The 12,317-nt window shown below is 69.8% G+C and carries 13 protein-coding genes; 4 read left to right on the top strand and 9 right to left on the bottom strand.

Annotation, left to right across the window (positions count from 1 at the left end; all coding sequences use genetic code 11):
* The 4 genes from ACFOGJ_RS13745 to ACFOGJ_RS13730 form a co-directional block, all read left to right on the top strand.
* The coding region (locus tag ACFOGJ_RS13745; protein WP_379901294.1) for a divergent polysaccharide deacetylase family protein at nucleotides 1–1,425 on the top strand (1,425 nt) is incomplete at its 5' end.
* Between the two features lie 126 nt (nucleotides 1,426–1,551).
* Complete coding sequence (locus ACFOGJ_RS13740) at nucleotides 1,552–2,052, top strand: RNA pyrophosphohydrolase (protein WP_379901292.1); 501 nt, start codon at nucleotides 1,552–1,554, stop codon at nucleotides 2,050–2,052.
* 75 nt (nucleotides 2,053–2,127) lie between these two features.
* A complete protein-coding gene (locus ACFOGJ_RS13735) occupies nucleotides 2,128–2,886 on the top strand; it encodes an alpha/beta hydrolase (protein ID WP_379901290.1) in 759 nt (252 codons plus the stop codon).
* 69 nt (nucleotides 2,887–2,955) lie between these two features.
* Complete coding sequence (locus ACFOGJ_RS13730) at nucleotides 2,956–4,236, top strand: NADH:flavin oxidoreductase/NADH oxidase family protein (protein ID WP_379901288.1); 1,281 nt, start codon at nucleotides 2,956–2,958, stop codon at nucleotides 4,234–4,236.
* A gap of 45 nt (nucleotides 4,237–4,281) precedes the next feature.
* Here the strand turns inward: ACFOGJ_RS13730 and ACFOGJ_RS13725 are convergent, their stop codons facing one another.
* From ACFOGJ_RS13725 to ACFOGJ_RS13685, 9 genes are all read right to left on the bottom strand, one after another.
* Nucleotides 4,282–5,274 carry a DMT family transporter gene (locus ACFOGJ_RS13725; RefSeq protein WP_379901286.1) on the bottom strand — a complete coding sequence of 331 codons (993 nt, stop codon included), beginning with the start codon at nucleotides 5,272–5,274 and terminating at the stop codon, nucleotides 4,282–4,284.
* A gap of 92 nt (nucleotides 5,275–5,366) precedes the next feature.
* Nucleotides 5,367–6,224 carry a ferritin-like domain-containing protein gene (locus tag ACFOGJ_RS13720; RefSeq protein WP_379901284.1) on the bottom strand — a complete coding sequence of 286 codons (858 nt, stop codon included), beginning with the start codon at nucleotides 6,222–6,224 and terminating at the stop codon, nucleotides 5,367–5,369.
* 311 nt (nucleotides 6,225–6,535) lie between these two features.
* Nucleotides 6,536–6,808 carry a hypothetical protein gene (locus ACFOGJ_RS13715; RefSeq protein ID WP_379901282.1) on the bottom strand — a complete coding sequence of 91 codons (273 nt, stop codon included), beginning with the start codon at nucleotides 6,806–6,808 and terminating at the stop codon, nucleotides 6,536–6,538.
* Nucleotides 6,809–6,877: 69 nt separating this feature from the next.
* Nucleotides 6,878–7,156 carry a DUF4170 domain-containing protein gene (locus ACFOGJ_RS13710; RefSeq protein WP_379901280.1) on the bottom strand — a complete coding sequence of 93 codons (279 nt, stop codon included), beginning with the start codon at nucleotides 7,154–7,156 and terminating at the stop codon, nucleotides 6,878–6,880.
* 31 nt (nucleotides 7,157–7,187) lie between these two features.
* Nucleotides 7,188–8,609, bottom strand: a complete 1,422-nt coding sequence (gene atpD / locus ACFOGJ_RS13705; RefSeq protein WP_379901278.1) for a F0F1 ATP synthase subunit beta — start codon at nucleotides 8,607–8,609, stop codon at nucleotides 7,188–7,190.
* Nucleotides 8,610–8,655: 46 nt separating this feature from the next.
* Nucleotides 8,656–9,540 (bottom strand): F0F1 ATP synthase subunit gamma, encoded by an 885-nt coding sequence (locus ACFOGJ_RS13700; RefSeq protein WP_379901276.1) that lies wholly within the window; start codon nucleotides 9,538–9,540, stop codon nucleotides 8,656–8,658.
* Nucleotides 9,541–9,648: 108 nt separating this feature from the next.
* Nucleotides 9,649–11,178 carry a F0F1 ATP synthase subunit alpha gene (gene atpA, locus ACFOGJ_RS13695; protein ID WP_379901274.1) on the bottom strand — a complete coding sequence of 510 codons (1,530 nt, stop codon included), beginning with the start codon at nucleotides 11,176–11,178 and terminating at the stop codon, nucleotides 9,649–9,651.
* Nucleotides 11,178–11,756, bottom strand: coding sequence for a F0F1 ATP synthase subunit delta (locus ACFOGJ_RS13690; protein ID WP_379901272.1), 579 nt, complete (start codon nucleotides 11,754–11,756; stop codon nucleotides 11,178–11,180). The genes atpA and ACFOGJ_RS13690 overlap by 1 nt, the downstream gene beginning before the upstream one ends.
* 422 nt (nucleotides 11,757–12,178) lie before the next feature.
* Nucleotides 12,179–12,317, bottom strand: a 139-nt coding sequence (locus tag ACFOGJ_RS13685) for a hypothetical protein (RefSeq protein ID WP_379902535.1), incomplete at its 5' end; no start/stop codon positions are given.

Genomic DNA, 12,317 nt, shown 5'->3' with positions numbered 1-12,317 from the left:
GGCGCCGCCGAGGATGAGACCGGCGGCGGACGCCGTCGGCTGCGCCTGCGCGGCGAACGTCGGGGCCGCGCGCCCCGGGGCGGCGGCACACGCGGCGGCGGCGAGGACGGCGACCGCCGGCGGCGCCCCTGGCTGCTGATCCTCGCCTGGGCGGCCTATATCCTGATCCTTGCCGGCGGCGCCGGCTGGCTGTACATGGCCGGACCCATCGGCGGGAATGGCCAGGGCAGCGATGGTCAGGGCAGCGAACATGCCGACACCGCCGAAGCTGGCGAGGGACCTGCCGGAGAGAGCGAAAGCGCCGACATGGCGGCAGCCGGCGACGGCGATGCTCAGGTGCCGCCCCCGCCCTCCTCCCTTCCCGACGAAACCGCGACGGCCATGCCGGGCGACGATGCCGGGCCCGACGCGGCGGAGCCCCAACAGGCGGAGGCGGGCGATTCGCCCGCCGAGGCGCCGATGCCGAAGGGAAGTGCCGGCAGCGGGGAGATGACGGCAGGCACCGGCGTCGGCACGCTGCCGGACGATGCACCGCCAGTCCCGGGGGCGCCGCCAGTCCCGGGGGCTGCGGCACCGCCGATGGCGGTCGATCCGCTGCGGCTGGCGCAGAGCCAGGCGCCGCTGCCGGCCGTCCCGGACCCGGACCTGCAGGAGGACAGCGTCGACGGCATCCTGCCGCGCATCGGTCCCGAGGGGCGACAGCCCTGGCAGGTCTATGCGCGCCCCTTCGCGGGCGAGGAGGGCCGGCCGCGGATCGCCATCGTCTTCGGCGCCCTGGGGCTGGACTCCTCCGGCACCGTCCGGGCGATCGAGGATCTGCCGGGGCAGGTCAGCCTGTCGCTGTCGCCCTATGCCTCCAGCCTGCAGGACTGGATCACGCAGGCCCGCAGCAAGGGGCATGAGGTGCTGCTGTCCGTGCCGGTGCAGCCGCTCGGCTATCCCGCCAGCGACCCCGGCCCGCATGCCCTGCTGGCCACGCAGAACGCGTCGGAGATGGTCTCGCGCCTGCGCTGGAGCCTGGCACGGGCGGGCGGCTATGTCGGCCTGTCGGCGGGCATCGAATCGCCGGTCATCACCGACGCCCGGACCGCCGAGCCGCTGCTGGCGGCGGTGAAGGAGCGCGGCCTGCTGTTCTTCGACGGCAGCGCGGCATCGACCGTGACGGCGGCGGAGATCGCGCGCAGGGACGCCGTGCCCTTTGCCGCTGCGGACCTGGTGATCGATGCCGACCTGACGCCGGCCGGGATCGACGACGCCCTGGCCAGGCTGGAGAGCCTGGCCCGCCAGAACGGGCAGGCGATCGGCTTCGCGCGGGCCTATCCGATCAGCCTCGACCGGGTGGCCGGCTGGGCGCTGTCGCTGGAGGAGAAGGGAATCTCGCTGGCCCCGCTGACAGCCCTTATCGCCACGCCGGAGTCCGGCTAGGGTCGCCCCAGCCGGTGACCGACCGGCCCGCGATCCACCTGTCCGCCATTGCGCGGCCGGCATGATCAGCAGACCGTCTTCATGGCCTGCCGGCCGGCCAATGTTCCATCCGTCACAGAGTGCCCGATGCCCGCCTCGTCTTCGCCCGACCCCGCCACCCTGCCCTACCGGCCCTGTGTCGGGATCTGCCTGCTTTCCGCCGACGACAAGGTGTTCGTCGGGCGCCGCATCGACACCATGGTGGAGGCCTGGCAGATGCCGCAGGGCGGCATCGACCCCGGCGAGGCGCCGGAGGACGCGGCCCTGCGGGAGCTGGAGGAAGAGGTCGGCACCCGCAACTGCCGGATCATGGCCCGCACCCAGGAATGGCTGACCTACGACCTGCCGGCGCATCTGGTCGGCAAGGTCTGGAAGGGCCGCTATCGCGGCCAGCGCCAGCTCTGGTTCGCGGCGCGCTTCGAAGGCCAGGACAGCGAGATCAACCTGCAGACGGCGGATCCGGAATTCGAGGCCTGGAAATGGGTCCCGATGGACGCGCTGCCCGACCTGATCGTCCCCTTCAAGCGCGACATCTACCGCCAGATCGTCGCCGAGTTCCGTCCCCTTCTCACCGCCGCCCGCGGCTGACCGCCCGCCGGCACCACCCTCCCCTCCCGCGCCCCCTTCACCGCCCCGCTGCCACTGTCCAAGTCTGTCCCCCGCATGAGCCATACCCTGTTCGCCATCCACGGCGCCTTCTCCGGTGCCTGGTGCTTCGAGCCCCTGCAGCTTGCCGCCACGCGCCGCGGCTGGGACCTGCATGCCATCGACCTGCATCCGGCGCTGCCGGACGGCCGGCCTGCCGGCCTGCGGGACTATCTGGCGGACTGCCTGGCCGCGATCGGCAGGCTCGACGGGCCGCCGGTGGTGGTCGGCCATTCCATGGGCGGGCTGCTGGCGCAGCAGGTGGCCGCCGCCGGGGCGGCCCGCGCGGCGATCCTGCTGGCACCGGCCCCGGCCTGGGGCCAGTTCTATGCCTCGGTGCAGGAGAATGTGAACCTGATGGCCCTGGCCCGCCTCGGCCCGTTCTGGGACCGGATCCTGCGGCCGGAGCGGCGGATCGCCCGCGACTATTCGATGCAGTTCATGGAGCGCGCGCAGCGGGCGGACGCGCTGGCGCGGCTGACACCGGAATCGGGCCGGGTGCTGTTCGAGATCAACTGCTGGGGCTGGGATCCGACGATGGCCAGCGCGGTCGCCCATCACCGGGTCGATTGCCCGCTTATGTTCGTCGCCGGGGCCGAGGACCGGGTGATCTCCGCCGCCACTGTGCGGGCCAGCGCCGCCCGCTATGGCGACCTGGCCCTGTGCCGGGAATATGACGGGCTGGGTCATTTCATCTTCGGCGAGCCGGCGCAGGACGCCGTGTTCCGCGACTGCCTGGACTGGCTGGATGCCCTGGACCTGCGGGTCACTGCCTGATCCAGCGCTGGACCCGGGCGCGGCCGCATGCTCCGCTGCCGCAACGATGAGAGAGGGGAGCCGAACGCCATGACCGGACCTGACGACCGGGGCGCGACCACAGACCTTGCCGCGCCGCTCGACCTGCCCTGCGGGGTGCGCCTGGCGAACCGCCTCGCCAAGGCGCCGCTGACCGAGGGGCTGGCCGATTCGCGCAATGCACCGACGGTGCGGCACGAACGGCTCTACCGCCGCTGGTCCGCCGGCGGCTGCGCCCTGCTGGTCACCGGCAATGTCCTGGTCGACCGCCGCTACCTGGAGCGGCCGGGCAATGTGGTGATCGAGGACGGCGCGGTCCCGTCGGCTGGCCTGGAGGCATATGCACGGGCAGGGACCTCTGCCGGCAACCATCTTTGGATGCAGATCAACCATGCCGGCCGGCAGACGCCGGAACATCTGAACCCCACCCCGGTCGGTCCGTCGGCCGTGCCGCTGAAGCTGAAGGGCGGCTATGGCGCACCGCGGGCGCTGGAGGCGGCGGAGATCGCCGATATCGTCGACCGCTTCGCCTTCATGGCCGGCATCGCGCGGGAGACCGGCTTCACCGGGGTGCAGATCCACGCCGCCCATGGCTATCTGCTCAGCGAGTTCCTGTCGCCGCTGGCCAACCGGCGAGAGGACGAATGGGGCGGGCCGCTGGAGAACCGGGCACGGCTGCTGCTGGAGACCGTCGCCGCGGTGCGGCGCAGGGTCGGGGCCGACTTCCCGGTCTCGGTGAAGCTGAATTCCGCCGATTTCCAGAAGGGCGGCTTCAGCCATGCGGAATGCCTGCAGGTGGTGGGCTGGCTGAACAGTGCCGGCGTCGACCTGCTGGAGATTTCCGGCGGCAATTACGAGCAGCCGTCGATGATGGGCGTGCGGGTGCTGGACGCGGAAGGACAGGCGGAGAACGCCGTCGCGTCGGTCGCCGCCTCCACGGCGGCACGGGAGGCCTATTTCCTGGACTATGCCGCCTCCATCGCACCGGTCGCGACAACGCCCCTGATGGTCACCGGCGGCTTCCGCACCGCCGCCGGCATGGCAGCGGCGCTGGCCAGCGGCGCGGCCGACGTGATCGGCCTGGGCCGGCCGCTCTGCGCGGAGCCCGACCTGGCGAAGCGGTTGTTGTCCTGCCAGGCGGACGGCGTGCCGCTTTATGAGAACGCCATCCAGCCGAAGCGCGCCGGCATGCCCTGGTTCGCGCTGCAGCTGCTGCGCATGGGCGATGGCCTCGACCCCGACCTGGAGATGGAGGGCGAGACGGCGGAACGCCTGTACCGCGAGAACGAACTGGCGGCGGCCGCCGCCCTGGCAGACCGGACGGCGGCCTGACCACGGCCGACTGATCGCGATCCGGCGAGGTTCAGCAGGTCCGGTTCAACGGGTCCGGGCTGCGCGCCGTTCCTGGTGGCGCATCAGCAGCGCGCGGCCGACCAGGGTGGCGATCACGATGGCGCCGCCGGCCAGGGCGCCCGGTCCCGGCACCTCGTCCAGCGCCAGCCAAGCCCAGGCGCCGCCGAACACCGCCTCCAGCAGCATGATCAGCCCGACCTCCGCCGCCGGCAGGCCCCGCGGACCGAGGGAGATCAGGCCGAAGGCGAGCGGCAGGACGACCAGCCCCAGCAGCAGGATATAGGGCAGGCTGGCGGACGGCAGGACCAGCGCACCCGCGAAAGGCGCCGCCGCCGCGGCGCTGGCCAGGCCCGCCAGGCTGAGCACCGGCAGCGGGTTGCTGACCCTGCCCGACCGCAGCACGGTCAGGTAGCCGCCGATCACCACGGTCACGCCAAGCGCCAGCAGATGCCCCAGGAGACCGCTCTGGGCAGCGATTTCGGTGCTGAACGGGTCGGCGCCGCCGTCCAGCGCGATGCCGTCGGCGGCCACCAGGCCCAGGCCCAGGATCGCCAGCGCCATCGACACCCAGGTCACAGGCGAGACCCGCTCCCCCAGGAACAGCCAGGAGAGGATGGCGCTGGTCAGCGGGATGATCGCCAGGATCAGCAGCACATTGGCGACCGGCGCGTGCTTCACCGCACCGACGAAGCACAGGGTGCTGGCCGCGAACAGCAGGGCGGCAAGGATCGTGGGCCCGTCCGGGCGCAGCAGGTCGCGCGGCAGCAGCGACCGCCGCTGGACCGCCAGGATCGCCCAGTAGGGCAGGGCCATCAGCAGGCCGCGCCAGACGGTGACGGTCAGGGCCGGCGCGTCGACCAGCCGCACCAGAAGCGCGTCGACGCTGAGGACCAGCACACCGACGGCGGTGAACAGGGCGCCCTGGCTGCGGCTCAGGTGCCGCGGCACCGCCGGCAGGCGCAATCCGGGGCCCGGCCACCGGGCAAAGTTCGCGGTCTGGCGGTCTCGGTCGGACATCGGGATCCCGGGCGAAGCCCCGGGATCCGTTCCGGCGGATCGAGCCTCGGCGTTGTTTGAGGGCGAGTTCTCCGGGACGGCCCGGCGATGGGTTATGCCGCGCGCGCCAGGTCCTGCGGATCCTCGGCCGGCGCGCCGGCCAGCTTGGCCATCTGGCGGCCGCGCCACTGGATCAGGCGCCAGGTGGCCCGGGCGGCATATTTGCTGAGCCGGCCCTGCGCCTTCAGGTCGCAGGCCTTCAGCACCATGCCGGTGGCGCGCTGGATATGGCCGAACCGGTAGAGCCGGCTGGCCCGGGCGCCATAGGCGGCGGCATGCCGCTTGCGGTCGTAGGGCTCGGTCAGGCCGTTGCCGCAGTAATAGGCCATCGCCAGTTCGTCGTCGCTCGCCTCGTTGATGCGGGTCATCGCGACATAGAGGCGGCGCACCAGCGGCAGGCGCTCCATCGGCTGGTAGCGGCGGAAATGGTCGAGGAACAGCTTGAAATGACGGAACTCGTCGCCGGCGATCTTGGCGCAGATCACCTTCAGCACCGGCTCATCGGCGGCGTCGCGGATCGCGCTGTAGAAGCTGGACGTGCCGACCTCCACGACACAGCGGGCGATCAGCTCGCCCGCGCGGCTGCCGCGGACCGATTCGCTGGCATCCATCGGCAGGCTGTAGCCCTCGCGGAATCGTTTCAGCGCATCGTCGAAATCGAATTCCGGATCCGCCAGGCCGACCCATCTGGCCAGGGCCTTGCCGTGCTGCACCTCTTCCACGCCCCAGGAGGACGCGGCCTCCCGGAACTCGGCATCGTCGGCGAACACGTTATGCAGGTACCGCACATAGTCGGCGGCGTTGTATTCCACCAGACAGGCGGCCTTGACCGCCCTCAGGACTTCGGGATCCACCTTCGCAGGTTCGAAGCGGTCCCAGGGAATGTCATCGAGCGTCCAATGTCGCGCCATGGCGTGCCATCCAAACCTCGGTCAGATTCCAGGGAACGCGGATGCCGGTGCCGGCATCGTCGCGCAGGCGGCCCACCCCCCTGGCGAACCGCTCCCCAAAATATACGAACTGTTCACAATTTTTGACAGCCGAAGCAGATGGGGCAGTCGACCGGAACCGTCAACCAACGATCCCAAAGAATCCCCGTCCGCCCCGCAATCCGTGTCGTCGACGCCGGGAGCGGCGCAAAGGTAGGCCTCGTCCGCCGTCCCGCGATCAGCAGGGGCGGCGGGCGGACGCTGGTGGAAGATGTCGCCGGAGGGAGGCGGGCCTATTCGGCCTCTGCCTCGCCGCGCTCCTCGGTGAGCACGATCAGGCGGTTGTTGGCGACCTCGGCGAAGCCGCCGCCGACCTCGAAGCTCTCGACGACCTTGTCGCCGTCATAGATCTCGATGGTGCCGGGGCGGAGCGTGGTCATGAAGGGGGCGTGTTCCGCCATCACGGCGAAATCGCCCTCGTCGCCGGGCAGCAGGACCGTTTCGGCCTGGTCCTCCTTCAGCAGGCGGTCCGGCGCGACGATCTCGTATGCGAATTTCTCAGCCATGCTCGGTCGGTTCCCCAAATATCCCTAGCGCAGGAGACCGGGCGACGGGCCCGGCAGCCAGCGGCGCGGTCAATCCTTGCCCTGCGCCTTCTTCTGGTCCTTCTTCTTCTGCTTCAGGATCTTGTGCTCGATCTCCTCGAGCTCATGCTGCGAGCGGACGGTGAAGCGCGCCATGGCGTTGTCGACCATGGCGAAGGACTTGTCGCGCCAGACATCGTCCGCCTTCCCGTGGGTGTCGAAGGGACCGAACACCTGCAGTTCCTCGCCGGGGGCGAGCTTGGTGAACTTGGTGTTCTTGTAGATCCCGCCGACGACGTAAAACGGCCCGTCCGAATCCTGCTCGCGCATCGCTCGCCCTCCGCCGGGCAGCCGGCCGCCTTCAGGCCGCCTCTGCCGCCAGCTTCTTCGCCTTCTCGATCGCCTCGTCGATGGTGCCGACCATGTAGAACGCCGCCTCCGGCAGATGGTCGTGCTTGCCGTCGACGATCTCGCGGAAGCCGCGGATCGTGTCCTCGAGCGAGACCAGCACGCCGGGGGTGTTGGTGAACACCTCGGCGACGTGGAACGGCTGGCTCAGGAAGCGCTGGATCTTGCGGGCCCGGGCGACCGTCAGCTTGTCCTCTTCCGACAGCTCGTCCATGCCCAGGATGGCGATGATGTCCTGCAGCGACTTGTAGGTCTGCAGCACCTGCTGCACCTCGCGCGCGCACTGGTAATGCTCGTCGCCCAGGACCCGCGGATCCATGATGCGGGAGGTGGAGTCCAGCGGGTCCACCGCCGGGTAGATGCCCAGCTCCGCGATCTGGCGCGAGAGCACGGTGGTGGCGTCCAGATGGGCGAAGGAGGTGGCCGGCGCCGGGTCGGTCAGGTCGTCCGCCGGCACGTAGATCGCCTGCACCGAGGTGATCGACCCCTTGGTGGTGGAGGTGATCCGCTCCTGCAGGGCGCCCATGTCGGTCGACAGGGTCGGCTGGTAGCCCACCGCGGAGGGAATGCGGCCCAGCAGCGCCGACACCTCGGAGCCCGCCTGGGTGAAGCGGAAGATGTTGTCCACGAAGAACAGCACGTCCTGGCCTTCCTGGTCGCGGAAATACTCCGCCAGGGTCAGGCCGGTCAGGCCGACGCGGGCGCGGGCGCCCGGGGGCTCGTTCATCTGGCCGTACACCAGGGCGGCCTTCGAATCGCCGTCATGGTTGATGACGCCCGATTCCATCATCTCGTGATAGAGATCGTTGCCCTCGCGGGTGCGCTCGCCCACGCCGGCGAACACCGAATAGCCGCCATGGCCCTTCGCGATGTTGTTGATCAGCTCCATGATCAGCACGGTCTTGCCGACGCCGGCGCCGCCGAACAGGCCGATCTTGCCGCCCTTGGCATAGGGCGCCAGCAGGTCCACGACCTTGATGCCGGTGACCAGAACCTCGGTCTCCGTCGACTGGTCGATGAACAGCGGCGCCTCGCGGTGGATCGGGGCTTTCTGCTTGGTGTTGACCGGACCGCGCTCGTCGATCGGCTCGCCGATCACGTTGATGATCCGGCCCAGGGTCTCCGGCCCGACCGGCACCGAGATCGGCGCGCCGGTATCGGTGACCTGCTTGCCCCGCACCAGGCCCTCGGTGGAATCCATGGCGATGGTGCGCACGGTGTGCTCGCCCAGATGCTGCGCAACCTCCAGCACCAGCCGGGTGCCCTGGTTGTCGCATTCCAGCGCGTTCATGATCGCCGGCAGATGATCCTCGAACTGCACGTCAACGACGGCGCCGACGACCTGGGTGATGCGTCCGACTACGTTGCTCGCCATCTTCCCTGCTCCCAATCCAATAAAGTCCGGCGCGCCTGGGCCGCCGCTACAGCGCCTCGGCGCCGGAGATGATCTCGATCAGTTCCTTGGTGATGACCGCCTGACGGGTCCGGTTGTAGCTCAGGGTCAGGCGGTCGATCATGTCGCCCGCATTGCGGGTCGCATTGTCCATGGCCGACATCCGCGCGCCCTGCTCGGAGGCGGCGTTCTCCAGCAGCGCGCGGTAGACCTGGATCGCCAGGTTGCGCGGCAGCAGCCGGTCCAGGATCTCGCCTTCCTCGGGCTCGTACTCGTAGACGGCGCCGGTCTCGTCGGTCTCGACCTCGTCCTCTTCCGGCACCAGCGCGGGGATCAGCTGCTGCGCCGTCGGGATCTGCGAGATCACCGACTTGAAGGTCGCGTAGTACAGGGTCGCGACGTCGAACTCGCCCGCCTCGAACCGCGCCACCAGATCCTTGGCGATCGGCTCGGCATCGGAGAATTGCAGCCGCTTCACGTGGCTCAGATCCACCAGGTCGACGATCTTGTCGCCCAGCGTGCGCTTCAGGATGTCGCGCCCCTTGCGGCCCACGCAGAGGATCTTGACCGTCTTGCCCTGCTGGATCAGGCGCAGCGCATCCTCGCGCGCTTTGCGGGCGATGGAGGAATTGAAGGCGCCGCACAGGCCGCGCTCCGCGGTCGCGACCACCAGCAGGTGTACCTGGTCCTCCCCGGTGCCGATCAGCAGGCGGGGCGCATTCTCCATCCCCTTCTGCCCGGCCGCCAGGTTGGCCAGCATCTTCTCCATCCGCTCCGCATAGGGCCGGGCGGCCTCTGCCATCTCCTGCGCCCGCCGCAGCTTCGACGCGGCCACCATCTTCATGGCCTGCGTGATCTTCTGCGTGGACTTGACGCTGGTGATGCGGTTGCGGAGTTCCTTCAGGCTCGACATGCGGTCGCTCCCTGGCCCCCCGAGGGCTTCAGCTTGTCGCGCCTCGGCCCGGCGGGCCCCGGCGCACGGCTAGTGCGGTCGGTCACTGTCGACTTTCCCGGTGCCGGCTCAGGCGAAGGTCTTGGCGAAACCGTCGAGGAAGCTGTTCAGCTTGCTCTTGATCTCGTCCGTCAGCTGCTGCTCGGTGCGGATCGCCGTCAGCAGGTCCTTCTGGTTGGCCCGCGCCTCCTCCAGCATCGCCGCCTCGTATCGGGTGACGTCGCCGGTCGCGAGCTTGTCGAGATAGCCGTTGGTGCCGGCATAGATCGACACCACCTGCTCCTCCACCGGCATCGGCGAGAACTGCGGCTGCTTCAGGAGTTCCGTCAGCCGGGCACCGCGGTTCAGCAGCCGCTGCGTGGAGGCGTCCAGGTCGGAGCCGAACTGCGCGAAGGCCGCCATCTCGCGGTACTGCGCCAGCTCCAGCTTGATCGAGCCGGCGACCTGCTTCATCGCCTTGATCTGCGCGGCGGAACCGACGCGGCTGACCGAGATGCCGACGTTGATCGCCGGGCGGATGCCGCGGAAGAACAGCGAGGTCTCCAGGAAGATCTGGCCGTCGGTGATCGAGATCACGTTGGTCGGGATGTAGGCGGACACGTCGCCGGCCTGCGTCTCGATGATCGGCAGCGCGGTCAGCGAGCCGTTGCCATGCGCATCGCCCAGCTTCGCGGCGCGCTCCAGCAGCCGCGAATGCAGGTAGAAGACGTCGCCCGGATAGGCCTCGCGCCCCGGCGGGCGGCGCAGCAGCAGCGACATCTGGCGGTAGGCGACGGCCTGCTTCGACAGGTCGTCGTAGATCATCAGGGCGTGCATGCCGTTGTCGCGGAAATACTCGCCCATCGCGCAGCCGCCGAACGGCGCCAGGAACTGCAGCGGCGCCGGCTCCGACGCGGTGGCGGCGACGACGATGGTGTATTCCATCGCGCCGTAATCCTCCAGGGTCTTCACGACCTGCGCCACGGTGGAACGCTTCTGGCCGACGCAGACATAGATGCAATAGAGCTTCTTGCTCTCGTCGTCGCCGGAATTGGCCTGCTTCTGGTTCAGGATGGTGTCGATGCAGACCGCGGTCTTGCCGGTCTGGCGGTCGCCGATCACCAGCTCGCGCTGGCCGCGGCCGACCGGCACCAGGGCGTCGAGCGCCTTCAGGCCGGACTGCATCGGCTCGTGCACCGACTTGCGCGGGATGATGCCCGGCGCCTTGACGTCGGCGCGACGGCGCTCCGCGGCCTCGATCGGGCCCTTGCCGTCGATCGGGTTGCCCAGCGGATCCACCACCCGGCCCAGCAGGCCCTTGCCGACCGGCACGTCCACGATGGCGCCGGTCCGCTTGACGGTGTCGCCTTCCTTGATGCCGCGGTCGTCGCCGAAGATCACGACGCCGACATTGTCGGTCTCCAGGTTCAGCGCCATCCCCTTGATGCCGCCGTCGAACTCGACCATCTCGCCGGCTTCGACCTGGTCGAGGCCGTAGATGCGGGCGATGCCGTCACCGACGGAGAGAACCTGACCGACCTCGCTGACTTCGGCCTCGGTGCCGAAGCTCTTGATCTGCTCTTTCAGGATGTCGGAAATCTCAGCGGCGCGGATGTCCATCAGCCCACCCCTTTCATCGCCAATTGCAGGTTTTTCAGCTTGCTGCGGACGGAACCGTCGATCATCCGCGACCCCAGTTTCACAACCAGGCCGCCGATCAGCGCCTCGTCCACCTTCGTATTCATCACCACGTCGCGGCCGGCGGCCTGCGACAGGGCCTTGCGGATCTGCTCCAGCTGGGCATCGGCCAACGGCGAAGCGGAAACGACCTCGGCGATCGTCTCGCCCCGGTGGCGCGCCAGCAGGGTGCGGAAGTCCTGGATCGCCTTCGGCAGCACGAACAGCCGCCGGTTCTGCGCCAGCACGCCGGCAAAGCGGCGCACAAGATCGCCGCAGCCGGCGCGCTCGAGCACCGCGCCGATGCCGCGGGCCTGGTCGTCGCGCCCCAGGAGCGGGGAGCGGATCAGCCGCACCAGGTCGTCGGACTCCGCCAGCATCTGCTCGATGCCGGCAAGGTCGGCCGCGACGGCGTCCAGCTGGCCGTTGTCCACGGCCAGCTCGAACAGCGCGGTCGCATAGCGCCCGGAAATGCCGGAAACGGCCGATCCTCCGGTCGCTGATGTCGAGACGGCAGCCAAGTGTGCTCCCCCAATAGAATGTCTGTGGATCCGGGAAGTGCTGGATCCGGCCCCTCGTTCGTTCCCGGCCGCCGCGCCATCTGACGAAGGCGTGGCGGCAACCGGGACGGGTCGGTCCCCCGACAGCCAACCTGCGGCGACAGCCAACCTGCGGCGGCTGGCCCGCGGACGCCGATCCGAGACCGGCGGCCGGGCCACCACCACCCGGTTTCGGGCGGGGATCCGGACCGCCGCTGGAAGACCGGGACCGCAGCTCGCAGAACCCGCACGGGCGGCACCGCGCAAGCCCGGCCGCGCAGGGCCGTGCCGACGAAGGCGGCAGGTTCGTAGCACAGCGATTTCGCCCCTGCAACATGCGCCGGCGCAGGTTTTCGCGACTTCGGCCGGGATCGGCGCGGCGCGGTTCCGCGCGGCCGCCGGAATCAGAGGAAGCTGTAGGGATCGACATCCACGGAAAGGCGCACCGCCGCCGGCAGCCGCACCGCGCCCAGCCAGTCGCGCAGGATCGGCTGCACCGCCAGCCGGCGGGCGGCATGCAGCAGCAGGCGCCAGCGATAGCGG

The sequence above is a fragment of the Marinibaculum pumilum genome (genome assembly GCF_042646425.1).
GTDB classification, from domain to species: domain Bacteria; phylum Pseudomonadota; class Alphaproteobacteria; order Ferrovibrionales; family Ferrovibrionaceae; genus Marinibaculum; species Marinibaculum pumilum.
The sequence above is the reverse complement of the archived record's forward strand: the minus strand, read 5'-3'. Positions and strand labels throughout refer to the sequence as shown.

Bases quoted from the DNA above. Each gene is read 5' to 3' on its own strand.
- ACFOGJ_RS13720 (WP_379901284.1), bottom strand. From the start codon at position 6,224: ATGGCGCGACATTGGACGCTCGATGACATTCCCTGGGACCGCTTCGAA.
- ACFOGJ_RS13735 (WP_379901290.1), top strand. From the start codon at position 2,128: ATGAGCCATACCCTGTTCGCCATCCACGGCGCCTTCTCCGGTGCCTGG.
- ACFOGJ_RS13700 (WP_379901276.1), bottom strand. From the start codon at position 9,540: ATGTCGAGCCTGAAGGAACTCCGCAACCGCATCACCAGCGTCAAGTCC.
- ACFOGJ_RS13725 (WP_379901286.1), bottom strand. From the start codon at position 5,274: ATGTCCGACCGAGACCGCCAGACCGCGAACTTTGCCCGGTGGCCGGGC.
- atpD (WP_379901278.1), bottom strand. From the start codon at position 8,609: ATGGCGAGCAACGTAGTCGGACGCATCACCCAGGTCGTCGGCGCCGTC.
- atpA (WP_379901274.1), bottom strand. From the start codon at position 11,178: ATGGACATCCGCGCCGCTGAGATTTCCGACATCCTGAAAGAGCAGATC.
- ACFOGJ_RS13715 (WP_379901282.1), bottom strand. From the start codon at position 6,808: ATGGCTGAGAAATTCGCATACGAGATCGTCGCGCCGGACCGCCTGCTG.
- ACFOGJ_RS13740 (WP_379901292.1), top strand. From the start codon at position 1,552: ATGCCCGCCTCGTCTTCGCCCGACCCCGCCACCCTGCCCTACCGGCCC.
- ACFOGJ_RS13710 (WP_379901280.1), bottom strand. From the start codon at position 7,156: ATGCGCGAGCAGGATTCGGACGGGCCGTTTTACGTCGTCGGCGGGATC.
- ACFOGJ_RS13730 (WP_379901288.1), top strand. From the start codon at position 2,956: ATGACCGGACCTGACGACCGGGGCGCGACCACAGACCTTGCCGCGCCG.